Consider the following 24,046-nt stretch of genomic DNA (forward strand, 5'->3'; position numbering starts at 1 on the left):
TGATTTCATATTAATAATAACTAAGATCGATGAGGGCATCTATATCCGTGATTACATAATGCTTGCCCTCTTTTCTAATATAAGATTCGTTTAAAAGCCATTTAATATTATTGGCAATAGTCACTCGAGTGATTCCAAGTAAATTAGCCATTTCCTGGTGTGTAAAAGATATCGTTAATTTAACTTCTTTTTCCTTTTGGGATTCACCATACTCTCGAGCGAGGTGGATAAAAGTTGCGCAAACGCGAGTGAAAGCTTTCGCGTAGCTGAGCTCCATAGATTGCATGCAGAGAACCTGATATTTTTTAGTAATTAAATCTAACAAGCTGGTATATGTTTCAGGGTGCTTGTGTAAGTGGGTCATAAAGGTTTGACGCTCCACCTTTACTAAATCACACTTAGAAGAACTGATCGCATTGGTGGAGTACTTCATCTCATTATTTAAGCTACATTCACCTAGCAAACCATGTACTCCAACAATAGTAAGGGCCTTTTCTTCTCCATTTTGAGAAATCAAACTAAGGCGGATTCGACCTTTTTTTACGATATAAATGAAGTCTCCAGGGTCGTTTTGATTAAAGATTGTCTCATTTTTAGGAAAGCTGATTGGTGTTCCTAATTCGTAAAGCGATTTCCAATCATAGTTCAGGTTTTCTAACCAAGGATTTATGAAGCTAAAATCAGTCTCTAAGTGGCTCATATTTATTCACTCCATACGAAAGTTATGAAAGGAAGATTAACATGAATACAATAAAATTACCAGTTGAAAGAAGCAACTTCCCTACGTTAAATAATAAAATTATGTTATCTAGCTGTTCTCAAAGTGCTCCACCTCAATCTGTCATTGATGCGATGGATTCCTATAAGTATAGTCTAATCGATGAGGGAATGGAATGGGGGAACTGGGTTGAGCGAGTGGAAGGGGCTCGTAATAAATTTGCTGAGCTTATACATTGTGAACCGGAAGAAGTTGCTATTTTATCTTCCGTATCAGACGCGTATTCCTCAGTAGTTAATTCTCTTAATTTTAACGAAGAAGATGAGATCTGTGTAACAGAAATTGATTTTCCTTGTATCGGTCAAATATCTTTATCCAACAAGCTAAGACATGATGTCCCTGTAACATTTATTCCACACACAAATCATGTCATCAATAGAGAAGATTATGAATCTAAAATAACTGATCATACCAAGTTAACGTGTGTCCCTCATATTAGTTATTATAACGGATTTAAACAGGACCTTAAAATGATTTCTGATATCGCAAAGCAACATGATTCTTTACTTTTTGTCGATGCTTATCAATCTGCAGGATCCGTCCCTATTAATGTTAAAGAAATGGGGATTGATATTTTAACTGCAGGGTTACAGAAGTATTTAATGGGAATTCCGGGCATTACATTTCTATATATTAATAAAGAGATTTCAGAACAACTAGTTCCTGCAACTACAGGCTGGTTTGGCCAATCGAATCCATTTGCTTTTGATTTAAAGTCTACTGGTTTTGCTGAATCTACGCAACGATTTAACACCGGCACACCTCCTATTGCAAATGCGTATGCTGCAGAAGCGGCTCTTGATTATATCTTAGATGTTGGAGTAGAGAATATAGAAAAATATCTTCAAGAGTTGTCTAAGTTTACTATTGATTATGCAGAGTCATTAGGAATGGAGGTTGCTAGTCCAAAAGATTCAAATCAGAAAGGTTCTACTACAGCTATTTACGTGGAGAATGCAGATGAAATAGAGACAGCTCTGAAAAAGGAAGGATACGTTGTTTCAGCAAGAAGAGATGTGATTCGTATTGCTCCCCATGTTTATAATACGAAAGAAGATATTGAGCAAGCATTAGATCGATTAAAGGAACTTTTGTAGTATTTGTATTAACACAACAAAGCAGGAGGAGAGCCTTCCTGCTTTGTTAATTGTTGTACTTAGAAAAAATTTTCTAACAGGATTAATCTGGTTTAAACTTATATAGCAACTGAGCATTAACAGCTACTATAATCGTACTTAGGCTCATCAATATAGCGCCGACTGCAGGGCTGAGAATGATGCCCCATGGTGCCAAAACCCCTGCTGCTAAAGGAATAGCAAAGATATTATACCCTGTAGCCCAGATTAGGTTTTGTACCAATTTATTATAGGTACGTTTAGATAAGCTAAAAATCGAAAGTATATCTTTTGGATCACTATCTACAAGTACAATATCCGCACTATCCATAGCAATGTCAGTTCCTGCTCCGACTGCTATACCGACGTCTGCTGTAGAAAGGGCTGGTGCATCATTGATTCCATCTCCAGTCATAGCCACTATCATGCCATGACTTTGAATTTCCTTCACTTTTTCTGCTTTCTGGTCTGGTAAAACTTCTGCATAGACCTCGTCGATTCCAATTTGTTCAGCTACATAATGGGCCACTTTTTCATTGTCACCTGTTAACATAATTGCTTTGATGTTCTTATCATGCAAACGTTCAATTGCAAGGTGTGAGCTATCTTTGATTTGGTCTGCTAGAGCAATTGCCCCCACTAATTCTTCATCAACCAGTAAGAATACGACAGTTTTACCTTGAGCGGACCACTCTTCGTAGTGCTGTTCATCGAATTGAATAGCTTTGTCACGGATGAATCCTGGGCTTACGACCTTAACATTTTTTCCGTTAATGTCACCTTCGATTCCAACCCCGGTGATGGAATTAAAGTTAGTTAGTTCTAGTAGCTCAAGTTGTCGATCTGAAGCTTCCTTTACTATACCTGTTGCAATAGGGTGTTCGGACTCTCTTTCAATTGTCGCAGCATACCTTAGTACGTCATCTTCTGATGTACTTGAAAAAGTCTGCAAGTCAGTGACTCCGAATTCACCTTTTGTTAACGTTCCAGTCTTATCGAAAATTACAGCATTAATATTTCTTGCATTTTCAAATTGGGTACGATTTCGAATTAATAAGCCATGTCTAGCAGAGAGAGCGGTAGATACTGATATAACTAACGGTGCTGCTAGTCCTAATGCGTGTGGACATGTGATGACCATTACAGTAACTGTTCTTTGAATTGCCATATCAGCTGTAGCACCTAGAATTATCCATACGACGAATGTGGTTAAACCTGCTATTAGAGCAATATAGAACAGCCATTTTGCTGCTCGATTAGTGAAGTCTTGTGTTCGAGATTTTGTTTTTTGAGAATTTTTTACCATTTCAATTACTTGTGATAGATAAGAGTCTTGCATCATCTTCTCGACTTCTATGGTTAGAGAGCCTTCTTTGTTTATCGCTCCTCCAATCACTTCATCGCCTTCACTTTTTGTCACTGGTGCGGACTCCCCGGTCAACATGGATTCATCTACCTGGGATTTTCCTTTAATTATCTTGCCATCTAAAGGCATTTTTTCACCTGGTTTTACTAAAACATAATCGCCTTGTTGTAGCTGATCAATTTCCACTTCTTCGGTATCTCCATTTTCCAACATCCGGTATGCAGTATTAGGCATAAGTTCTGCAAGGGATTCCAACGCTTTGGAGGCATTATTAACCGACCTCATCTCAATCCAGTGGCCAAGCAACATAATTAATACTAGGGTAGCAAGCTCCCAGAAGAGTTCATCTCCATCGAAGCCTAGTACGACAGCGATACTGTAAAAGAATGCAATAGAAGTGGCCATTGCTATTAACGTCATCATTCCAGGCTCTCTTTGACGCCATTCGTCGTAAGCACCACGAAGAAAAGGCCATCCACCATAAAGGTAAACAAATGTTGCTAGTGCCGCGAGAATATAAATGTCACCTGAGAATCTCCAATCCACACCCAAGAAGTGTTGAATCATAGGGGATAGGAGCAAAATTGGGACAGTAATAACTAATGTTAGGAAAAATTTATTTCGAAATTCTTTAACCATATCTCCATGGTGGTCATGCCCATGTTGACTATGGTCGTGGTTAGACGAATTATTCTGGTGTTTTTCATGAGAAGAATGATGATTATGGTTCATAAATACACCCCTCTTTAAGAAATTTCATTCTATTATACCCCCCTTAGGTATATATAGCAATGTTCACGTATTACACACAGGTAAAACATAGTATAAGGCTTGTATTGTTTTTACCAGGATTGCACTATTTATGCAATCTTACATTTTAATTTTATTTTTATATTATTTATATCTATTTAGAAGGAAGTAGTTATAGAGGAGGAGAATAAAACAGTAACAATAAATTTAGGTTTATGGGTTCTAATTATTATTTTCTAACTCAAAGGGTGATCAAAATCGAGCTTCTGAACGTTTCAATAGAAACTGCTGGATACAATAGAAGAGAGCCGGTATTAAAAGATATCAATTTTAAGTTACATGCGGGGGAAATGATTGGATTACTCGGTCCTAATGGTGTTGGAAAAAGTACTACCATAAAAGCTATTATGGGAAATTTAGAACAAATAGAGGGTTGCATAGAATTTAAAGGTCCTAAAAAATCTTATGCTTATATCCCTGAACAACCAATCTATTACGAGGAATTAACATTGTGGGAACACATTCGATTTGTGGCTTCATTGGAAGATATCAGTGAAAAAGAATGCTTTATAGAAGCTGAGAAATTACTTCGACTATTTCGGTTGGAAGAAGCTAAAGACCAATTACCTGATAATTTTTCTAAAGGCATGCAACAAAAGCTGATGATTGTTCTAGCGTTATTAATGAAGCCCGATGTTTATATTGTTGATGAACCGTTCATGGGTTTGGACCCCTTATCTTTTAAATCTTTTCTACAGCTTATAGATGAAAAGAAAAAGTTAGGTGCAGGAGTTCTAATGTCGACCCATGTGTTGGACACTGCGGAAAGAATTTGTGATAGGTTTTTACTTGTTTCAAATGGAAGTTTAGTAGCTAAAGGAACTTTAAAAGAAATTCAAAAGGAACATGGATTGGAGGACGCGAGACTTTATGATTGTTTCGAAAAAATATTAGTGAGGGAACATAATGAATAAAGATAAGCTGTTTAACAGTTCGTTGGAATTAGGGCTAAATAGAGTCAGGAATTCATATAAGCAAAAGTATGATATTTGGAAAACGGCAGTGGATTATTCAGTATGGGTTTATTTCATCATTCCTATTATAGGTGTGATGCTTTACCATTATTATAATCTCTGGATGGGAAATTTAGAGTGGCCATTAGCAATAAACGAATTTGTAGTTATAATTATGTCATTTTTATTTGTATGTTTGAGTCAAATGAAAATTTATGTTGAAGAAGGAGATCAGCTTGTATTTTTACAACGAAAAAGCAATCTTAAATCTCTCTTCCTATTAAGTTATTGGCATTTAATTATTAAATCACTTTTTTTGAATGGATTATTTGTCATTCTTCTTTTCCCACTACTCATTCAATACCTTACATATACCGCGACAGAAGTTATGATGATTTATTGCATTCTATCAGTTGTTAGTCTTTGCACAGCGGTTTTCAACCATAAGGTCTACCTTACAGTAAAAAGTATTAGATTATATATCCTCTTAGCCTGTTTATATATTCTTATCTTTTTGTGGATGTACGCGTTTTACGTCTATACAATCAATTCATTTTACATTTTTTTAGTACAACTATTAATTAGCCTTATGGTATTTTTGTATTTATCATATATAAGTATTAGGGATTCTAAATTATCCTCTACTATATTTGAATTAAATGCACGTTATGAAAGTATGGTACTGCATTTCTTGTTGGCAAAATCAGCATTCATAGGAGCACCAGAGTTTGTTTATACAAAGAAAAGAGCCAAAAAGTTTCGTTTTTTAGTGGTTGGAAAGAACTCTGTATTTTTCAAACAAAATAATAAATTAAATGGGATGATAGAAGTAGTAATTAAAACTCTATTTAGAGACCATTCGTGGCTCATGATGTATGGGCAGATTATCGTTGCAGGAGTCGTATCTCTTTGGTTTGTTCAAGGTGTATGGTTAAAGTTGATTGTTCTTATTTCTTTTATTGCCGTCTTATATCAATTTGCATTTGTCTTTTGGTATAGAGTTTTTCAGCATTCATTTTTTGAGTTATTCTCCTCAGTGAAATTAATTGGGGCTTCTAAAAAGGGTCTGTACATTTTAATGCTGCCTGGTACTTTATTTTTGAGTGGGTTCACGGGTTATCATACCTACTCTTTTCTTGGACTATTGGTAAGTTTAGTTATGGGCTTGTTTGTAATGTATACCATTATAATGACTGCCTCTAATTTAACTTCAAGGTTTCTTAACAAGGGTTAGCTGTTTATGGCAAACTAAAAATGTAGGCTTTGGCATTTAATTTATGTAGGTTGCCGGATGGCGAAACATAAAAAAAGTCCACTTGCCAACTTCTCAAAATAACTTTAAACTCCTCGTTGGACCAACAACGTTCGACAGGAGGATATTAGGAGATGTTAGCAGTGGAACAGATTGATTATATCAGATATGAAGTGAACCAAAAAGGTGAAACATATGCCAGTGTCGCAAGAAAGATGAAAGTTGACACTAGAACGGTTAATAAGTACGCCAATCAAGAGGAATTCAAAAGAAAAGAACCACAAAAACGTCAATCACCCATTATGGGTCCTGTTAAACCCATCTTGGACAAATGGATCAAAGAGGATTTGAAAAAGAAGAAAAAATATCATCGGACAGCTAAACGAATGCATGAACAGTTAGAGAAGAATCATAGTTTCAAAGGTTCTTACCGAACCGTTCGTGAGTATGTATCCAAGCGTAAAAAGGAATTCATAGAATACCATGAGGGTGCTTCCTTACCTCTTGAGTCTGTACCTGGAACTGCTCAGGTTGATTTCGGGACAGCCCCATTTAAATATCATTCAGAGATGATTGATTTACCTTATCTTGTGATGTCATTTCCTTATAGTAATTCCTTTTATTTCCAGGTGTTCCCCTCAGAAAATACAGAGTGTTTGCTCGAAGGTCTACAGCGGATGTTTATCCATATAGGGGGAGTTCCCGCGACCATCCGGTTCGACAACCTTTCACCTGCGGTGAAGAAAATCTTCTCTAAGGGAGAGCGAGCGTTAACAGATACATTTGAACGTTTTGTCTTACATTATGGCTTTAAATATGAGTTCTGCAATCCTGGAAAGGGGAATGAGAAGGGACACGTAGAAGCCATGGTAAAGTATGTTCGTAATAATTTCTTGTTGCCCGAATGTACCATTATCAACCTTGATCATTTTAATGAATCTTTGTGGAACATGGCTAAGGAGGATAGGAATCGTCCCCATTATCAGAAGCAGGTTCTACTGTCAGAACTATTTAAGGAGGATCAAAAAGAGTGGTTGGTTCTTCCTGAAAAAGAATTTGAATGCGCTCGTTATGAACGAGTGAAGGCTGATAAATATGGCATTGTATCCATAGATAAGAAAGAATATTCTACGTCACCTAGATTTGCCAAACAGAATGTAAGGGCGTGCATTACTTATAACACGATAGTCATTTTAAATGAAGAGAATGAGGTCATTCTGAAACACAGTCGTCTGTACGGAATCAAGCGAAGGTCCATGTTGTGGCAACCCTACCTTGACCTTTTATCCAAGCGACCAAATGCTATTAAGTATACGAGCATTTATGATCAATTTCCCCTCATTTGGTCCACCTTTCTGAGAAAGTGTACAGAAGAAGAACAAAAAGCAGCGTTACGGTTATTAGGCAACTTATAAAAAAATAATGACTTCAGCGTATTGAACGAGGCTTTGCGAGTTGCTTCAGCACAGGGGCATCCCAGCGCTGATCAAATCAAGCATTGCTTTTATTCACTAACTAATCAAAACAGCAGTTATCAGACGATTTCGCCTAAGGTAAACGTGCCTATTGTTCCAAACGCATCCAGAGGCCTCTCTCATTACGATACACTTTTTCAGAATGGCGGTGAGGCAAGGTGAACCATCTAATTGAAGCCCATGCTAAACGCTTAAAATTAAGCTGGATCAGGGAACATTATCACGAAATCGAGGCGGACAGTAATCAAGAGTATCTTCTTAAATTGTTTGAGAAGGAAGTGCAAAACCGCGAGGAACGAAAGGTGAACTTATTATTAAGTCAAGCACAACTCCCGAAGACAGGTAATCAACCGTTCCAATGGGAACATATACAAATCCCTCAAGGGATTGATAGAGAATCTGTGCTGGATGGATCATTTATTCAAGAGAAGGAAAACCTTATTTTATATGGTGGGGTTGGAACAGGCAAAACGTACTTAGCAACATTGATAGTTTTAAATGCCATACATAGGTTTGGCAGTAAAGTGAAATTCTTTACAGTAGCATCTTTAGTAAATAAGTTAATTGATTCGAATCAAAAGGGTTCGCTACCCAAATTCATGAAACAGATCGAACAATTAGATTTACTCGTATTAGATGAACTGGGTTATATCCCCCTTCACAAGGAAGGAGCTGAGCTCCTATTTCAAGTGATTTCAATGTGTTATGAAAACAAAAGTATCGTTATTACAACAAACCTCCAGTTCGGTCAATGGAATCATGTATTTGGCGATCCCATCTTAACGGAAGCTGTTATTGATCGACTGATACATCATTCACATTTACTTGTTTTTTCCGGAGATAGTTTCCGGTATAAAGAATCATTAATACAGCATTAAATTGAAGTGGCAGGTGGCATGCATTTTTAAATGCCATTTGATACATTTTTTACTTGCCAAATACAGGTTAGCAGTAAAAAAGCCTGTCCACCTCAAATAAATGAGATGGGCAGGCTTTATTTAAGTTTAATTTAGTTTTTGTTAACAGATGCATCATGAATAGAATCAACAGCGTTTTGAAGCTTTTGATTAAATTCGTCATCTGACTGACTCGCGTTTAAGTCTGTAACTAATGCACGAGAGAAGCTTGCGATTAGTCCGTCGTTTGTTTTTAGCATTTCGTTTGCTTCATCGCGAGAATATCCACCTGATAAAGCAACGACACGGACAACGTTATCGTGTTCGATTAGTTCTTTGTATAGGTTAGGTTTTGTTGGGATTGTTAGTTTTAACATTACGTTTTGGTCGCTTGATAGTTCGTTTAAATGCGTTAGAATCTCTTCTTTTAGCATTGCTTCACATTGTTCTTTTTCAGAGCTGTTGATATCAACTTCCGGCTCGATGATTGGAACAAGTCCAGCAGCAAGAATACGCTTCGCAACTTCGAATTGTTGGTCAACAACTGCTTTGATCCCTTTTTCGTTTGGCTCATGAATCACAGAACGCATTTTAGTTCCAAAAATATGACGCTCGTTTGCGCGGCGTAGCGTGTCATCTAAGTTATCAATTGGCTTCATTAGTTGAACGCCATGATGTTGGTCAGCTAGTCCTTTATCTACTTTTAAGAAAGGAACAACGCCTTTATCTGCTAAATAATCTGCAGTGTATTTTCCTTCAATTTCGCGGTCCATTGTTTGTTCGAATAGGATCGCTCCTAGAATTTGGTCTTTGTTGAAAGCAGGTGATGTGATAATGCGCGTTCTCATGTCGTGGACTAGCTTGAACATTTCGTCCTCGTTGGAATAAGCATCTTCATATACGCCGTATGCTGCTAGAGCTTTTGGTGTACTTCCACCACTTTGGTCAAGTGCTGCGATAAATCCGTCTTCGTTTTTCATTTTGTTGAATTGTTGTTGATTCATATATAACACTCCTTCATGTTTATTCTAATTTAGCATCTAGTTTATATTTTATCAGTTTCGAGCTATTTATGACAGTTAATTAATTACACTAGAAAAAATGATTCATTCAAATAACAGGGTAGATGGTCAAAAAGGTGGTATGTTGAGAAACTTTTTTGAGAAATGCTCAATATTTGATAGGTTTTGATATTTTTTTCTGAATATAAAATAGTTAGTTTCTACCGTATAATTGTACTTAAGCGATAACCTTTCTTTCGGAAATAAGTGAAATAGAAAGTAGGTTCACTAGATCCATGAGTTGGTTCGCATATACATCTTGGTTTCTATAACTTTCTGCCCATAGTATGCTATATTAAAGGAAAATCAATTTATGGGAGCGTTGGTTATCGTGGAAAGTGGCATAGGTAAAGCTATTAAGTATTATAGGGTGAAACAGAATATGACACAAGAGAATCTCGCTGAAGGAATTTTGTCTATATCTTACTTGTCCAAAATCGAAAGTGGGCATATCAAACCCACAGAGGAGATTATCGATTTGCTTTCAAAACGATTAGACGTAGATACCGAGCACGAAAAAAAATTACTAGATGAAGACAAGCTCCATGAATGGTTTCAACAACTACTCAACAAAGACGTTGAGAATGCCAAACAAACCTATGAATCTTACATAAAAGAACTGGTGATCTTCGACGACTCCTATCTCTTTTATTTGTTACAGATTTATAAGTTGAGGTATTATTTGTTGATACAGGATCGAGAAAAAATGAACGAGCAAGTAGCTACATTGAAAACACTATCTCGTGATTTCACAAGGTTGGAACAATTCTATTGGTATAAGTTTTATGGGGACTACTTCTACATTAAACAATTAAACAGTGATGCTTTAGACTCCTATAGCAAGGCTGAGGAGACCCTGACCTTGTTAAAGATTAATGAAGAAGAAATGTATGATTTGTATATGTCTATTGCGATTGTGGCAAATCACTTAGAAAACATCCCTATATCAATTGAGTATACTCAATATTGCTTAGAGCATTACCGTAAAAAGTACGACCTACAAAAATGTGTTGAGTGCCATGTTCTATTAGGACTGACTTATAGGTTTTCAAAATACTATGTTAAAGCTGAAGAAAGTTATAAAACAGCTCTAGATCTATCTGATCAACTAAATGACGATTCACTTAAGAGGCTGTGTTATCAAAATATTGGTATGTTAAAGTCACTTCAAGGCTATAGTGAATCAGCTATAAAGTATTATGAACAAAGTTATCAATTGAGAGTGAACGAGAGTGGTTCAATAAAATTGGTTTCTGTAATAAGTTTGATTAAAGAGTACGTGAAAATTGGAAGTATGAAAGAAGCGAATACTTGGATGGATACAGGTTTAGATATTGCTAAAGACATGAACCCTGAAGATTCCGTTTATGTGCATGAAATAAATGTATACAAGAATATAGTGCGCCAAAATATGAATGATGCTTGGTTTAATTATGTAAAGAAGGAAGTACTTCCATATTTAAATGAAAGAAAACTTTATGTTAAATTAAATCACTATCTAGCAATTATTGGTGATTACCTATTTGAAAACTCAAAGTATAAATTAGCATCAACTTATTATAAAGAAGCAAATGATGTTGCTAATAAAATTTTATAAAAAGGAGATTTTAAAATGAAAAAATTAGTCTTGGTTTCCTCGATTCTATCAGTGTTAGTTTTAACAGTAAATTTTGGTTCAGGTGACTTGAATGCTGAGCCAGAGAGACCACACATTATTAAGCCGTTAAGCGTAGACTATAGTGAACTAATGTAACAATGTAACACCCCCTATAAAAAAGACATCTAACCTTCCGCTATGGAATCGATTAGATGTCTTTTTTATTTTTATTCCACAATACTCCTATGGATAGCGCAATTATGTGTGTGAGGGAGTATGTGTATAGGTTGAAGTAGATGCTGTTGGTGTATTGATTCATCCAGCCTAATTGATGGATGGTTGAATCGGGATTGGTAGGAGGCCCACCTAATTCCTGAATCAGGTTGTTTCGATAGTCTGCGATTAGAAAGAATAAGAGTGTACATAAAATGACTGAACCAGTGACAATCCCTAGTTTTATTTTGGGGTTTTTTATATTCAAGTCTTGATGGGCGACTTGAAAGGTAAAATAGTAGCTTAATAAAAAGAATGGTGAGAATAAGATGATGATTAGTATGCCTAGGTTACCGTTTCCGGATGTAGTACTTGGCGAAACGGTGAAAACGTATTGAATTAAATAGAAGCCAAATAGAGAGATTAGTAAACTAACCACCCAGGCCATGTTTTTGCGGTTCATTTGACTCCCCCCTTTTAATTATTGTTCGTCTTCTTCTGTGAATTCAGTTGTGTAATCGTGGATTAATTCTCCATTTTGTTTGTTATATTTAGTCCAAAAACCTATTACAACTTCCTCGTCTTCTCCTTCGACTTCTTCATCATATATAACGGAAACCAGTACACTCTGATCCGTATCCGATATTATGACCATTTCATAGTTATCTGACTTTACTTCTTGTTGGATCTTTTCTTCTACACGATTTTCTAATTGCGCGTTATTATAATAGCCATACAATAACCAAATGATATAGAATACACATACTGAAGCGGAAATAAGTCCTATAATTTGCCACCATTTCAGGTTTCTCTTGATAGGATCTCTCCTTTCCTAAAAGCTTTACTTTAATTTTAACAATGTTTTACATAAAGGTATATGTTTTGGAGTTTAAGGTCATCCAAGGTGACTTGCTAAGTTAATAGTTACGTTTTTATGAATATTAATTAATAGGTGCGAATTGCTTCCTTAATAATTATTTTAATCTATCCATAATAATGATACACTATAAAAAGGTAAAAATGATCTGCAGCAGGTGTTTTCGTCATTTTAGGAAGCAATCGAAAGCGTTTACATCTCATGGCAGAATGTAGGGGTAGAAGGCTAAAATGAGTACAGAACAACAGACAGACGTAATTTTAATTGGTGCTGGGATTATGAGTGCGACATTAGGTTCGCTCTTGAAGGAATTGGATCCGAGCTTAACGATAAAAGTATTTGAAAAATTAGAGGGTTCTGGTGAGGAAAGTTCTAATGAGTGGAATAATGCAGGGACAGGACATGCTGCGTTATGTGAGTTGAACTATACGAATGAATTGCCGGACCGGACGATTGATATTAAAAAAGCGATTAAAGTGAATGAGGATTTTCAAGTGTCTATGCAGTTTTGGGCGCATTTGGTGAAGTCTGGTTTAATGACTAATCCGCGTGATTTCATTGTGAAGTTACCGCATATGAGTTTTGTTAAAGGGGAAGACAATGTTGATTATTTGAAGCGTAGGTATGAGACTATGTCCGAGAATCCATTGTTTGCGGATATGGAATTTAGTGATGATCCGGAGCAATTGAAATCTTGGATGCCACTCATGATGGAGAATCGTACACCGGATGAGCCGATTGCTGCGACGAAGATTGATGCTGGTACGGATGTTAATTTCGGGGCATTGACTCGTAAGTTGTTTAGTCATTTAGAAGAACAAGATCTTGATATTCGTTATAATCACCAGGTGGACAATCTGAATCAATTAGATGATCAATCGTGGGAAGTGAAAGTCCGCAACATGGATAGTGGCGAAATCGAGCGTCATTCGGCTAAATTCGTCTTTATCGGTGGAGGCGGTGGAAGTCTTCACTTGCTTCAAAAGTCTGGAATTCCTGAAGGTAAAGGGATTGGCGGCTTTCCTGTAAGTGGGATTTTCATGGTGACCCATAATCAAGAATTAGTAAAACAGCATGATGCCAAAGTGTATGGGAAAGCTCCAACAGGGGCTCCACCAATGTCGGTGCCTCACTTGGATACCCGACTAGTAGACGGACAGAAGTCTTTATTCTTTGGTCCATTTGCCGGTTTTTCTCCGAAGTTCTTGAAGGGTGGATCGATGCTAGATTTAATTTCTTCGGTCAAACCTAGTAATCTAACAACTATGTTAGCAGCTGGGGCCAAAGAGATGCCATTGACCAAATATTTGATTTCACAAGTATTACAGTCGAAAGAGAATCGCATGGATGCTTTACGTGATTTTGTTCCAAATGCGAAGAGTGAAGACTGGGAATTAGTCACAGCTGGACAGCGTGTGCAGGTGATTAAAGATACGGATGATAAAGGCAAAGGGACCTTACAATTTGGTACGGAACTAGTTACCTCTTCTGACGGATCAATCGCCGCACTTTTAGGGGCTTCACCAGGAGCATCTACGGCAGTATCTGTTATGTTGGATATCCTGGAGCGTTGTTACCCAGAGCGCATGGATGAATGGGAACCAAAAATCAAAGAAATGATTCCATCTTACGGCAAGAAATTGATGGATGATTCGGATCTTGTACGTGAAATTCATGATTATACAGAAGAAGCGTTAGGGTTTGATGAAGAGAAATAATGAAGAGAATCATCGGCTAGAAGGCTGGTGGTTCTTTTTTGTATTGATTTAAAAAAGGGTAATTTTAAACAGTGTATCGAGTGTTCCAGTTTTTGGGAAAGTCGATTTTATTAGCATAAGTATAACGAATTAACTGGCCGTGATGTTGGATTTCATGTTCGTATAAATCCATTAATAGATTAACGTTTATTTCATTTAAGTTATTAGCTTGTAAAAAATCCTCTATGTTTCTGTGAGTTTCATTTAATAGAGCAATTATTGAATTTTTATCATTACTATTTGTTAAGCTACATTCAAAACCAATCCATTCTCCAGCCTTTAGAGCATTTAAGTAACTTTCCCTTGCTCCAATAATACAATAAGCCTGTTCTCCAATAGTGTTGGATGGCGCATTTGGAATTTTAAGCTCTAAGCTACGTTCGTTTACATGTTCGAAGTAGTCTTCTGATAAATGCAATGATTGGAGAAATCGTGTTATTAGTGCATCCATATATGGCACCTCATTTCTAAATTTAATTTTTGTCTAAAAATAAAAGCATACATCATCAACGGAGTTTATTCGAATAAGTTAAAAGCAATTATTCCTATCAAAACTATTAAACTTACTCTGAATATTACCTTGTCCAATTTAGTAGCACCTATTTTAGTATCTGCAAATTGAAAGTAAATGCAGAGGAGAATATAACCAAACATTGTTAAACCGTATGCGGCAGTATCCTGGAGTACGGATAGACTTCTTAATACTGCGAGGCCAATAAGTAAGTGTCCTGTATACCCTACAACTAAATGTATATATTTTTTCCTGCTTTCATCATCCATTGAACATACCTACAACATATAACTTAGCAAACCTTATTGAAATTTTAACATAAAATAACAATTCGTTCTGATTGCTGTTCGTTTTTTTATATAATTCTTCTATAGCGCTCCAATTTTTAACAAATATTTTCCGCAGCATCACCATAAAAAAACCTTCCCAACCGAACTGTATAATGAAGAAAATAATACAAAAAACTATTATGTTTCTTTGTTTCATTCAGAGCGGAAAGAATATATAATGGGATAAACCATATAAAAAGGGGCAATTGTGGGATGAAAAAACTAGCTCTTCTAATGATTTTTGTATTGATGATTGGATTTATTGCTTCACCGCTTGCATTAGCGAACGAGCATGATGACGATGTTATTGATGAATACCATGGCGAGCCGATTTTAGTTTTAGGTGAGCAGTTAGATGAAACGCAGCGAAATGAAGTGCGAGAGACATTAGATGCACAAGATGCGGAAGAATTGATTGTTACAGGTCAAGATTTAAGTGATTATATCGGTGGGAATCCGAATGCGAATATGTATTCTTCTGCGAAAGTGACTCATATGGATGATGGTCACGGAATCGAAGTTGATATTGTTACTCCAGACAATATTACAGAAGTAACTCGTGAAATGTACGAGAATGCGTTATTAACTGCTGGTGTGGAGAATGCAATGGTTGAGGTTGCTTCCCCATTGCGCGTAACGGGACACTCTGCTTTAGTAGGTATTTATAAAGCTTTCCATGTGGAAGGTGGATCTTTAGATCAGGACCGCATGGAAGTAGCGAATGATGAGCTAAACGTGGCAACGGAAATTGCTGAAGAGGAAGAGAACGTCGATTCCGATGAAATTACTGCGTTATTGACGGAAATTAAGAAGGCAATCTCTGAACAAAATCCAGCTTCAAGAGAAGATGTAGAACAAATTGTTGATGAGAAAATTAATGAACTTAACTTAGAATTAAGTGAAGAGAACCGACAAATGTTGATTGATTTAGTGGATCGTATGCGTAGTTTGAATATTGACTTTGATCGTGTGAGCGAGCAACTAGAGAATATTGTTGGGGATCTTCAGGATCGTTTGGATGATTTAACCGATGGCAATGCGGATGGAATTTGGAACGCGATTAGAAACTTCTTTATTTCCATTGCGAACTGGTTCCAAGGATTATTTGCGAAAATTTAACTTATAAAATTGAACTCTCGTGGAAGAAATTTTCCGCGGGAGTTTTTGTTTTTATATAAGACTTCACATGTGGAAAGTCTAGTTTTTACAGTCTCTAGTTAGGGTAAACTAGGAGTAACTATTAGATTTTAAGGAGGTTTTGATCATGCGTGATACATTCAAAAAAGGTTTAACGATTGGGTTGGGACTAGCTGCTTCTAGTAAAGAGCAGGTGGACCAAGTGGTAGATGAGTTGAGAAATAAAGGTGAATTAACAAAAGAAGAGTCCAATAGTTTGTTAAATGAACTGCGCGTCAAAGGTGAAAAGACACAGGAAGAGTGGGAAAGTAATATTCAAGATAAAATGAAGAAACGTTTGGAAGAAATAGGTGTGCCAACGAAAGAAGAGCATCAGGCTTTGGAAGCTCGTGTAGCTGAACTAGAGAAAAAGCTGGCTGCAAGCGAAAGTGAGTAATTTTTGAAAATTTGGCTAAGTGAGGGGGGATTATTATTCTTAGAAAACAGATGCGTCATATGAATAGATACCGTGAAATCGCAACCGCCTTTTCGCGAAATGGGTTTGATTTTTTTGTGAAAGAGGTAGGTTTGGATAAAGTTTTCACGCTTCCTCGTCGTGTCGTGGAAAACAAAAGAGGTCCTGAGGGTACAAAAACGATGGGTGAACGGATTCGCTCTTTTTTAGAAGATTTAGGTCCGACTTTTATTAAAATTGGGCAAATGGCTAGTAATCGCCCCGATTTAATTCCAGAAGATATTATGGAGGAATTGGGCCAATTACAGGACGAAGTGAATCCGTTCCCATTTGAAGATGTGAAGCGCATTGTAGAGGCAGAACTCGAGCAACCATTAGAAGAATTATTTGATTATTTTGAGGAAGAGCCATTGGGAGTGGCCTCTATTGGCCAGGTTCATAAGGCTATGCTGTATTCAGGTGAATATGTGGCTGTGAAAGTTCAGCGTCCGAAAGTTGAAAAACAGATACATACAGACTTAGAGATTCTTCAAGAATTAGCGACGCGAGCGGAACGAAGGTTGAAATGGGCTCAAGATTATCAAGTGAAGGATGTTATAAAAGAATTTTCAAAAGCGATTAAAGAAGAGTTGGATTACGAAACGGAAGGTCGCAATGCAGACTTGATGTCTAGGCAGTTTGAAAATGATTCCTCTGTGCAAATCCCAAATATTTATTGGGACTATACCTCGAAGAAAGTATTAACGATGGAGTTTGTGGAAGGGATTAAATTAGATGACACTGCGTCGTTGCAAGAGGAAGGCGTGGATTTACCACAGGTTGCAGAGCGATTAGTAAATGCGTTATTTTATCAGTTATTTAAAGATGGTCATTTTCATGCGGACCCTCACGTAGGGAATGTGCTGGCTGTAAATAATGAGCGTTTAGCATTTATGGACTTTGGTTTGATGGGGCATTTATCATCTGACATGAAATCACATTTAGCAGAGTTAGTTGTCGCGATGGTCAAGCAGGAAACAGATAACATGATTAAAGCGATTAAGAAAATTGGTGGGATCCCGGAAGAACTGAACGAACACGAGTTAGATAGGGATGTCGAGCAATTTCTTATTAAATACTATGGCGTGCCTCTTAGTAATATCAGTTTGGGTGAATCGATTACGGATATTTTTCGAATTGCGCAAGAGCATCACATTAAGATTCCGGCTGATTTAACGATGGTAGGGAAAACATTGTTGACGCTTGAAGGTGTGATTGAAAAGCTGGATCCTGACTTTAGTATTATTGATGCTGCTGAACCTTTTGGAAGGGATTTAATCCGGGAGAAATACAATCCGAAACGCATCGCCAAAAAAGTCTTTGATCAAGTTCACGAGTACGGCGATATTGTGGAAGACTTACCAGAAGTGTTTAGAGAATTAAGCTCGATGGCGAAAAAACGCAAATTGCCGCTTGAGATTAATATCCCGAAAGCAGATACATTTTTTGCGAAGCTTGATCAAGTAAGTAATCGCCTATCATTTGCGATTGTGCTACTTGCATTTAGTTTGATAATGACGGGGTTGATTATTGGGTCTGCGTTAGGTAGACAGTCAACTATGTTGTGGCAAGTGCCTGCGATTGAAGTTGGTTTTGTGATTGCGATGTTAATGTTTGCGTGGCTGATCTATTCGATTGTCCGTTCGGGAAGGTTTTGACGTGTAGATTTGTAGGTGGAAACGATGGTGCTAGGGCGCCATCGTTTTTATTGTGGGAAAAGATTGATAGTTTTAGCTGAAGTTGATTGGATGAGAGGAAGTCCAATAAGTTGTTAGAGCGATTCAATAAGTTGTTAGAGCGATTCAATCAGTTGTCAGGAAGTCCAATCAGTTGTTAGAGTGATTCAATCAGTCGTTAGAGAGTCCAATCAGTTGTTAGAGCGATTCAATCAGTTGTCAGGAAGTCCAATCAGTTGTTAACGCGATTCAATCAGTTGTTAGGGAGTCCAATCAGTTGTTAACGCGATTCAATCAGTTGTCAGCACGTTTCAATCGCTCGTCAGGAAGTCCAATCGCCCGTCAGCACGTTTCAATCGCTCGTCACCACGTTCCAATCGCCTTTCACAAGCTTCTATCAGCTGTGAGAACCCCCATCTCAATCTATAGTCTAAACAAATTCGCTCGACTTGTGTTCAAGTGAATTTTCAACTATAATATTTTTAAACCGTCCAGACGGTACGGTATAAAAAACGTTATGAAAAGGGGATCCACTGATGTCTAAAAAAATTGAAATTCTCGATGCTGCTTCTCGTGTGGTTGTGAGGGAAGGGGTTGATCGGTTGACGTTGGAGACGGTTGCTAAGGAAGCTGGTGTTAGCAAGGGTGGCCTGCTTTATCATTATTCTACGAAAGATGCGCTGATCATGGCGATGAATGTTTATGTGATTGAACGTTTTCGGGAGAAGATTGATTCTAGAGTGGAAACGGGAGTTAGTTTTCATGAGGCGTATTTGTTGGGGACGTTAGATGGTTTTTCCAAAATTATTCCATCTATTGCAGTTGTCATAGGTTTTGGTTCTTCTTTATTTTTACTTTCTTTAGCTTTAATAGATTTGCCGCTTGGTTTTACGTACGCGATTTGGGCAGCGAATGGAACGATTTTAACAGCATTCGTAGGGGTCTATCTATTTAAGGAGAAGATTAACACTAAAGGGGTGGTTGGTATCAGCCTCATGGTTAGTGGGATAATTTTACTAAATATAGCGTAGAAGGGGGTACTCTAAATGAAGAGTGTGATCTTATTAAGTTTAGCAATTTTATTCGAGGTGTTTGGCTCTTCGATGTTAAAAATTTCTCAAGGATTTACACAATTGTATCCATCTCTAGGTGTGATTATTGGTTATTTAGCATCTTTTACTCTTCTTGGAGTGGCTTTAAAAGAAATGGCGTTGTCGATTGCTTATGCAGTGTGGGCTGCGATGGGTACGGCGCTTACTGCAATGGTTGGCATCTTTTTCTTAGGTGAAGAAATTAATGTGCTAAAGGGAATGGCATTAGTATTAATCATTTTTGGGGTATTCTTATTAAACCATTCTAAAGCGGAACCGAAACAAATAGAAGGATAATATTTATCTTTTTTCTATGTGAAAAATATATGACAATCCCGATTGATTAAGTTATAATTAAACAGTTGTTAACACTAACCTTTCGAGTGGTAGAAAGGGTTTTTTATGATTACCTTACATAACGTAAGTAAACAATTTGAACAATTTAAAGCAATTGATTCGGTTTCCCTTTCGATTAATCAAGGGGAAATCTATGGGATTATTGGAGCGAGTGGTGCTGGGAAGTCGACGTTACTGCGACTGATTAATTTGCTAGAAGTGCCAGATGAAGGCGAAGTGGAAGTGAATGGAAAGGTGCTTACCAGTCTTAAGAGTAAGCCGTTAAATCAAGCGCGTCAGTCGATTGCGATGATTTTTCAAAGTTATAATCTCTTAGGTAATAAGACCGTTTACGATAATGTCGTTGTTCCGTTAGAATTATCAGGAATACCTCGCAAGGATCGTCAGGATCGTGTGATGGAGAGCCTTCAATTTGTTGGATTGGAAAGTTTTAAAGGCCAGTATCCCGCTCAATTGAGTGGTGGGCAAAAGCAACGGGTTGCGATTGCTAGAGCTCTCGCCAATCAACCGGATGTATTGCTATGTGATGAGCCGACTTCTTCGCTTGATCCGAATACTTCAGCTGAGATCTTAAGTGTGCTGATGAATATCAATGAACGCCTTGGTGTTACGATTGTGATTGTCAGTCATGAGATGGATGTTATTAAGAGTGTATGTCAGCGGGTGACTGTTATGGAAGATGGAAAAGCGCATGAGACGGTAACCATTGATCCTACAGGAATTCAGACGATTGATCATAGTGCAGAGGGTTACGTCACCCGGCTAATGAAGGATGGTGGTCGTGGTGTTTGATACGATCGCACAATATGAAGCGGAGATTTGGCAGGCGATCGGAGAAACGTTTATCATGGTCGGCTTCTCTATTTTGGCTGCAGTTCTTGTTGGTCTGCCGGTCGGAACCTTCTTGTATTTATGCCGTAAAGGAGAAGTACTTGAAAACAAAGTTGCCTATCAATCCTTGAACTTATTAGTTAATACGATCCGTTCCTTTCCGTTCTTACTACTTGTTGTATTTATGATTCCATTTACCAGGTTTATTGTCGGTACGGGATTTGGAACAGCAGCCGCGACTGTACCAATGGTAGTCATTGCGATTGCGCATTACTCGAGGCTTGCAGAACAATCTTTACTGGATATTCCAAAAGGCGTGATGGAAGCAGCTGTTTCTATGGGCGCTTCTGTAAAGAACATTATTTTTAAATTTCTTTATGTCGAAGCTAGGTCCGGTTTAGTAGTTGGACTTACGACATCGACGATCAGCTTTATTTCGTATTCCACAATTATGGGGGTAGTTGGTGGAGGCGGAATAGGTGACTTTGCCATTCGATATGGGTATCAGCAATATCGTACGGATTTAATGCTTTATATGATTGTCATTATACTTATTATAGTGCAAATAATTCAGTATGCAGGTATTGCTTTAGCAAGAAAAATAGATAAAAGATAAGGGAGTTTTTTAACATGAAAAAATCACTATTAATGGTAGCTATGCTAATGCTAGTACTTATGTTAGCGGCGTGTGGTGACGATGAAGAGTCTACTGATCAAGACACAGAAGACCAAGAAGACACAACCGAAACAGAAGAGGGAGAAGGTCAGGAAGAAGATGGCACAGAAGAAGAGGAAGATGCCACTTCTGAAGGTGATGTGGAGTTACGTGTAGCTTCCTTAATCCCTCCAATGACAGAAATTCTTGAAATTGCGAAAGAAGATTTAGCAGAAGAAGGTATTGATCTTGAGATTGTTGTTTTAAGTGATAATGTGCAGCCGAATGAGGCGCTGGCAGAAGAGGAAGTAGATGCGAACTTCTTCCAACACGTGCCGTACATGGAAGAGTTTAACCGTAATAATGATGCGAACCTAACTCCGGTCCGTGAAATCTATTATGCAAATTACGGCGTGTATGCAGAAAACCATGATTCGATGGAAGAGCTTCCAGAAGGTGCAACGATTGCAATTGCGAATGATGTATCTAACATCGACCGCTCGTTACAATTACTTGCGATGCATGATGTAATTGAACTTGCTGATACTGATGAAACATATTACACGCAAGCGGATATTACGGAAAACCCGAACAATTATGAGTTTGAAGAAGTAGATTTGTTAATGCTTTCTCGTACGTACGAAGATGCGGATGCAGTGGTAATGACACCTGCTTACGCAGAACCACTTGATTTAACGCCAGCGAATGATGCGTTATTAACAGAAGGTGTCGATAATGAATTTGCGATTACATTTGTTGCTCGAGAAGACAATGTGGATTCAGATCCTATCCAGAAATTAGCGGATGCAATGACATCAGAGAGAGTTCGTGAATTTTTAGAAGAAGAATACGCGGAGACTTCTATTCCAGCGTTTGATTAATTTTCTAAAAGCATGGTTCCTATAAATGGAATCATGCTTTTTTTATTAACTGGGTGAAATTTTTATCTTCAGAGGAGAAATGGTAGAATTTACTTTATAAAGTCAGACATAGATCGATAAAAATTCTTGAGGAAGGACGGAGGGTGTTCGATGAGTACGATTGTATTAGTGGAGCCAAAGTATGTAGTTCGAAATGCGATCAAGAATAGGTTGGTTGAACAGGGGTATCATGTGTTTGAATTCGAAAAAACAGACCGAATTATTGTACATAATGAGTTACTGAAAAAGGCTGATTTACTAATCTTACATCATGCGGAAACGAACCAATCCCACATAAAACAAATTCAACAGAAAAAAGCGATTCCAATTCTTATGATGACAAACCATCTCAACAAAAATATGTTCGATGAAGTGCGAGAGCATGGTGTACTGGATTTTATTTTAAGACCATTTGAATATGAGGATTTAGTGAGGCGCGTGAAACGGATCGTACCCGTCTCCTCCGTTACAATCAGTATCGAAGATTTATTAAAGCAAGAATCTGCACGCGCTGAACGAGGGGGCACTTCCTTCTCCATCCTTTTGATAAAAGTAACTAACGGGAAGGAAGTCTCCTTTCATGATTCGATGAAATTACTACAGATACTAAGAGAACAATGTGCCAGTACCTTAAGAAAAACGGATATGGTTACAGAGTTCGGTAATAAGCTCTTGATTCTATTGCCGATGACCAATCGCGAAGGAGCAAAAATCGTTGAACAAAAAATATCTCAATTGATTGTAAAGGAGAAGGGAAGCATGCCGTCACAGTCAGTAGAAATTGGTGCGGCATCTTTTCCCGATGGTAACAAGCGCCCAGAGCAGCTACTTTCTTTAGCTACTGAACGGTTGAAAGTTGTGAATGAGAAGCAGTTTAGATAGTTGTGGATGATATACCGTTTGCTTCGGTAACATAATCGTAAGCGTAAAATAAAAGACACCTGTAATCGTAAGATCTTCTTAGGGATAATAAAGCTATCTTAACTTAAGGAGGTAGTTTTATTGGAAGAATCTATTAGAAACACGTCTTCTTCAGAAGACGAAGCTTTTACAAAGGAATGGTGGATCGTTCAGATTGAAGCTTGGCACGAAAGCGGACTCAGTGTAAAGGACTGGTGTGAACGGGAAAATGTTTGCACGTATGCACAATTCATTCGTTCACGATTAAAATATTGCCCAGAATATGCAACCCCGTCACGGGAAAAAGAATATACAGTTGAGGGCTGGTCGGCTTTAGAAATAGACACGGCAGCTTATTTTACAATTGAGTGTCGTGATGTTCAGTTGACCATTGAAAAAGGATTTGATCACGACCTCCTTCGGGAGGTATTAGAGGTGATCCGAACATGAATATTAAACTCAAAGGGAAGCAACGCATTCATATAGCCCACGGGAGTACTGATATGCGATTATCGATTGATGGTTTATCTGCTTTGGTTCAAGAGTATCTGCAGCTCGATCCCCTATCGTCAGATTTATTTTTGTTTTGTAACCATAGGCGAGACAAAGTGAAAATTCTTCACTGGGAACATAACGGTTTCTGGCTTTACTATCGTCGCCTGGAGAATGGGCGCTTTCAATGGCCGGAAGGACAAGATGGGGAAACAATGAAAATTGATATCCGTCAGCTTCGCTGGTTGTTGGAAGGGCTAACGCTTGAAGAAGGAAAAGTCCACCCCAAAATCGAAGCAAAAAAAGTCGTTTAAACGCCCATTTATTAACGGATTTATAGTATAATAAAGGTATGAAAACGAATCCGAAATCACACCAACAAACAGAAGATGTATCCGCACACGTTAAGCGACTTGAAGAAGAAAACGCTCAGCAGAAAGCTACCATCAAATGGTATGAAGAACAGTTTCGCTTGCTGCAAAAACAACGTTTTGCCCCTTCAAG

Annotated in this window: 25 protein-coding genes and 1 pseudogene; 19 read left to right on the forward strand and 7 right to left on the reverse strand. The window is 37.7% G+C overall.

Annotated features, from left to right (window positions below; genetic code table 11):
* Window positions 1-10: 10 nt before the first annotated feature.
* The gene (locus G532_RS0109990) at window positions 11-700 is read right to left on the reverse strand and encodes a Crp/Fnr family transcriptional regulator (protein WP_027964690.1); all 690 of its coding nucleotides are present in this window, start codon (window positions 698-700) and stop codon (window positions 11-13) included.
* Between the two features lie 41 nt (window positions 701-741).
* Here G532_RS0109990 and G532_RS0109995 point away from each other — a divergent pair, with 41 nt between their 5' ends.
* A complete protein-coding gene (locus tag G532_RS0109995) occupies window positions 742-1,875 on the forward strand; it encodes an aminotransferase class V-fold PLP-dependent enzyme (protein WP_035512877.1) in 1,134 nt (377 codons plus the stop codon).
* An 82-nt stretch (window positions 1,876-1,957) separates the two neighbouring features.
* Here G532_RS0109995 and G532_RS0110000 read toward each other — a convergent pair whose 3' ends face one another.
* Entirely contained in the window at window positions 1,958-3,991 is a 2,034-nt protein-coding gene (locus tag G532_RS0110000; RefSeq protein ID WP_027964692.1) for a heavy metal translocating P-type ATPase, read from the reverse strand.
* A gap of 233 nt (window positions 3,992-4,224) precedes the next feature.
* Here G532_RS0110000 and G532_RS0110005 point away from each other — a divergent pair, with 233 nt between their 5' ends.
* The 4 genes and pseudogenes from G532_RS0110005 (at window position 4,225) to istB (ending at window position 8,627) form a co-directional block, all read left to right on the forward strand.
* Window positions 4,225-4,983 (forward strand): ABC transporter ATP-binding protein, encoded by a 759-nt coding sequence (locus tag G532_RS0110005; protein ID WP_342662660.1) that lies wholly within the window; start codon window positions 4,225-4,227, stop codon window positions 4,981-4,983.
* A complete protein-coding gene (locus G532_RS0110010) occupies window positions 4,976-6,256 on the forward strand; it encodes an ABC transporter permease (protein ID WP_027964694.1) in 1,281 nt (426 codons plus the stop codon). Before G532_RS0110005 ends, G532_RS0110010 begins: the two co-directional genes overlap by 8 nt.
* 152 nt (window positions 6,257-6,408) lie before the next feature.
* A pseudogene (gene istA / locus G532_RS15140) lies at window positions 6,409-7,911 on the forward strand (IS21 family transposase).
* Window positions 7,908-8,627: an IS21-like element helper ATPase IstB gene (gene istB, locus G532_RS0110020; protein WP_027964695.1), complete on the forward strand. Its 720-nt coding sequence runs from the start codon at window positions 7,908-7,910 to the stop codon at window positions 8,625-8,627. The pseudogene istA and the gene istB overlap by 4 nt, the downstream one beginning before the upstream one ends.
* A 131-nt stretch (window positions 8,628-8,758) precedes the next feature.
* Here the strand turns inward: istB and G532_RS0110025 are convergent, their stop codons facing one another.
* Entirely contained in the window at window positions 8,759-9,649 is an 891-nt protein-coding gene (locus tag G532_RS0110025; RefSeq protein WP_027964696.1) for a fructose bisphosphate aldolase, read from the reverse strand.
* 370 nt (window positions 9,650-10,019) lie between these two features.
* Between G532_RS0110025 and G532_RS0110030 the strand changes: the two genes are divergently transcribed.
* Window positions 10,020-11,303, forward strand: a complete 1,284-nt coding sequence (locus G532_RS0110030) for a helix-turn-helix domain-containing protein (RefSeq protein ID WP_027964697.1) — start codon at window positions 10,020-10,022, stop codon at window positions 11,301-11,303.
* Window positions 11,304-11,318: 15 nt separating this feature from the next.
* Complete coding sequence (locus G532_RS16065) at window positions 11,319-11,459, forward strand: hypothetical protein (protein WP_156882577.1); 141 nt, start codon at window positions 11,319-11,321, stop codon at window positions 11,457-11,459.
* Window positions 11,460-11,511: 52 nt separating this feature from the next.
* Here G532_RS16065 and G532_RS0110040 read toward each other — a convergent pair whose 3' ends face one another.
* Together G532_RS0110040 and G532_RS0110045 are read right to left on the reverse strand one after the other, a co-directional pair.
* A complete protein-coding gene (locus tag G532_RS0110040) occupies window positions 11,512-11,979 on the reverse strand; it encodes a hypothetical protein (protein WP_027964698.1) in 468 nt (155 codons plus the stop codon).
* Window positions 11,980-11,997: 18 nt separating this feature from the next.
* On the reverse strand, window positions 11,998-12,255 hold the full coding sequence (locus G532_RS0110045) for a hypothetical protein (RefSeq protein WP_027964699.1): 258 nt from the start codon (window positions 12,253-12,255) through the stop codon (window positions 11,998-12,000).
* A 368-nt stretch (window positions 12,256-12,623) separates the two neighbouring features.
* Between G532_RS0110045 and mqo the strand changes: the two genes are divergently transcribed.
* Window positions 12,624-14,111 carry a malate dehydrogenase (quinone) gene (gene mqo / locus G532_RS0110050; protein WP_027964700.1) on the forward strand — a complete coding sequence of 496 codons (1,488 nt, stop codon included), beginning with the start codon at window positions 12,624-12,626 and terminating at the stop codon, window positions 14,109-14,111.
* A 64-nt stretch (window positions 14,112-14,175) separates the two neighbouring features.
* Here mqo and G532_RS15145 read toward each other — a convergent pair whose 3' ends face one another.
* A complete protein-coding gene (locus G532_RS15145) occupies window positions 14,176-14,601 on the reverse strand; it encodes a hypothetical protein (RefSeq protein ID WP_051189141.1) in 426 nt (141 codons plus the stop codon).
* Between the two features lie 65 nt (window positions 14,602-14,666).
* Entirely contained in the window at window positions 14,667-14,930 is a 264-nt protein-coding gene (locus G532_RS0110060) for a hypothetical protein (RefSeq protein WP_027964701.1), read from the reverse strand.
* Between the two features lie 273 nt (window positions 14,931-15,203).
* Between G532_RS0110060 and G532_RS0110070 the strand changes: the two genes are divergently transcribed.
* The 11 genes from G532_RS0110070 to tnpB all read left to right on the forward strand — a co-directional run bounded on the left by G532_RS0110070 (window position 15,204) and on the right by tnpB (window position 23,856).
* Window positions 15,204-16,109 (forward strand): DUF1002 domain-containing protein, encoded by a 906-nt coding sequence (locus G532_RS0110070; RefSeq protein WP_027964702.1) that lies wholly within the window; start codon window positions 15,204-15,206, stop codon window positions 16,107-16,109.
* A 145-nt stretch (window positions 16,110-16,254) separates the two neighbouring features.
* Entirely contained in the window at window positions 16,255-16,563 is a 309-nt protein-coding gene (locus G532_RS0110075) for a phasin family protein (protein ID WP_027964703.1), read from the forward strand.
* A gap of 131 nt (window positions 16,564-16,694) precedes the next feature.
* Window positions 16,695-18,278 (forward strand): ABC1 kinase family protein, encoded by a 1,584-nt coding sequence (locus G532_RS0110080; RefSeq protein WP_342662661.1) that lies wholly within the window; start codon window positions 16,695-16,697, stop codon window positions 18,276-18,278.
* A gap of 554 nt (window positions 18,279-18,832) precedes the next feature.
* Window positions 18,833-19,327 carry an SMR family transporter gene (locus G532_RS15880; RefSeq protein WP_084500687.1) on the forward strand — a complete coding sequence of 165 codons (495 nt, stop codon included), beginning with the start codon at window positions 18,833-18,835 and terminating at the stop codon, window positions 19,325-19,327.
* A gap of 15 nt (window positions 19,328-19,342) precedes the next feature.
* On the forward strand, window positions 19,343-19,684 hold the full coding sequence (locus tag G532_RS0110090) for a DMT family transporter (protein ID WP_027964706.1): 342 nt from the start codon (window positions 19,343-19,345) through the stop codon (window positions 19,682-19,684).
* Window positions 19,685-19,789: 105 nt separating this feature from the next.
* On the forward strand, window positions 19,790-20,536 hold the full coding sequence (locus G532_RS15150) for a methionine ABC transporter ATP-binding protein (protein WP_051189142.1): 747 nt from the start codon (window positions 19,790-19,792) through the stop codon (window positions 20,534-20,536).
* A complete protein-coding gene (locus tag G532_RS0110100; RefSeq protein ID WP_425402130.1) occupies window positions 20,517-21,191 on the forward strand; it encodes a methionine ABC transporter permease in 675 nt (224 codons plus the stop codon). The genes G532_RS15150 and G532_RS0110100 overlap by 20 nt, the downstream gene beginning before the upstream one ends.
* A 14-nt stretch (window positions 21,192-21,205) precedes the next feature.
* On the forward strand, window positions 21,206-22,111 hold the full coding sequence (locus G532_RS0110105) for a MetQ/NlpA family ABC transporter substrate-binding protein (RefSeq protein WP_027964708.1): 906 nt from the start codon (window positions 21,206-21,208) through the stop codon (window positions 22,109-22,111).
* Window positions 22,112-22,261: 150 nt separating this feature from the next.
* Window positions 22,262-23,032, forward strand: a complete 771-nt coding sequence (locus tag G532_RS0110110; protein ID WP_027964709.1) for a response regulator — start codon at window positions 22,262-22,264, stop codon at window positions 23,030-23,032.
* Between the two features lie 120 nt (window positions 23,033-23,152).
* Window positions 23,153-23,500, forward strand: coding sequence for an IS66 family insertion sequence element accessory protein TnpA (tnpA, locus tag G532_RS0110115; RefSeq protein WP_027964710.1), 348 nt, complete (start codon window positions 23,153-23,155; stop codon window positions 23,498-23,500).
* Entirely contained in the window at window positions 23,497-23,856 is a 360-nt protein-coding gene (gene tnpB, locus G532_RS0110120) for an IS66 family insertion sequence element accessory protein TnpB (protein ID WP_027964711.1), read from the forward strand. Before tnpA ends, tnpB begins: the two co-directional genes overlap by 4 nt.
* Window positions 23,857-24,046 lie beyond the last annotated feature (190 nt).

The sequence above is a fragment of the Halalkalibacillus halophilus DSM 18494 genome (assembly GCF_000423105.1).
Taxonomy (GTDB): domain Bacteria; phylum Bacillota; class Bacilli; order Bacillales; family Alkalibacillaceae; genus Halalkalibacillus; species Halalkalibacillus halophilus.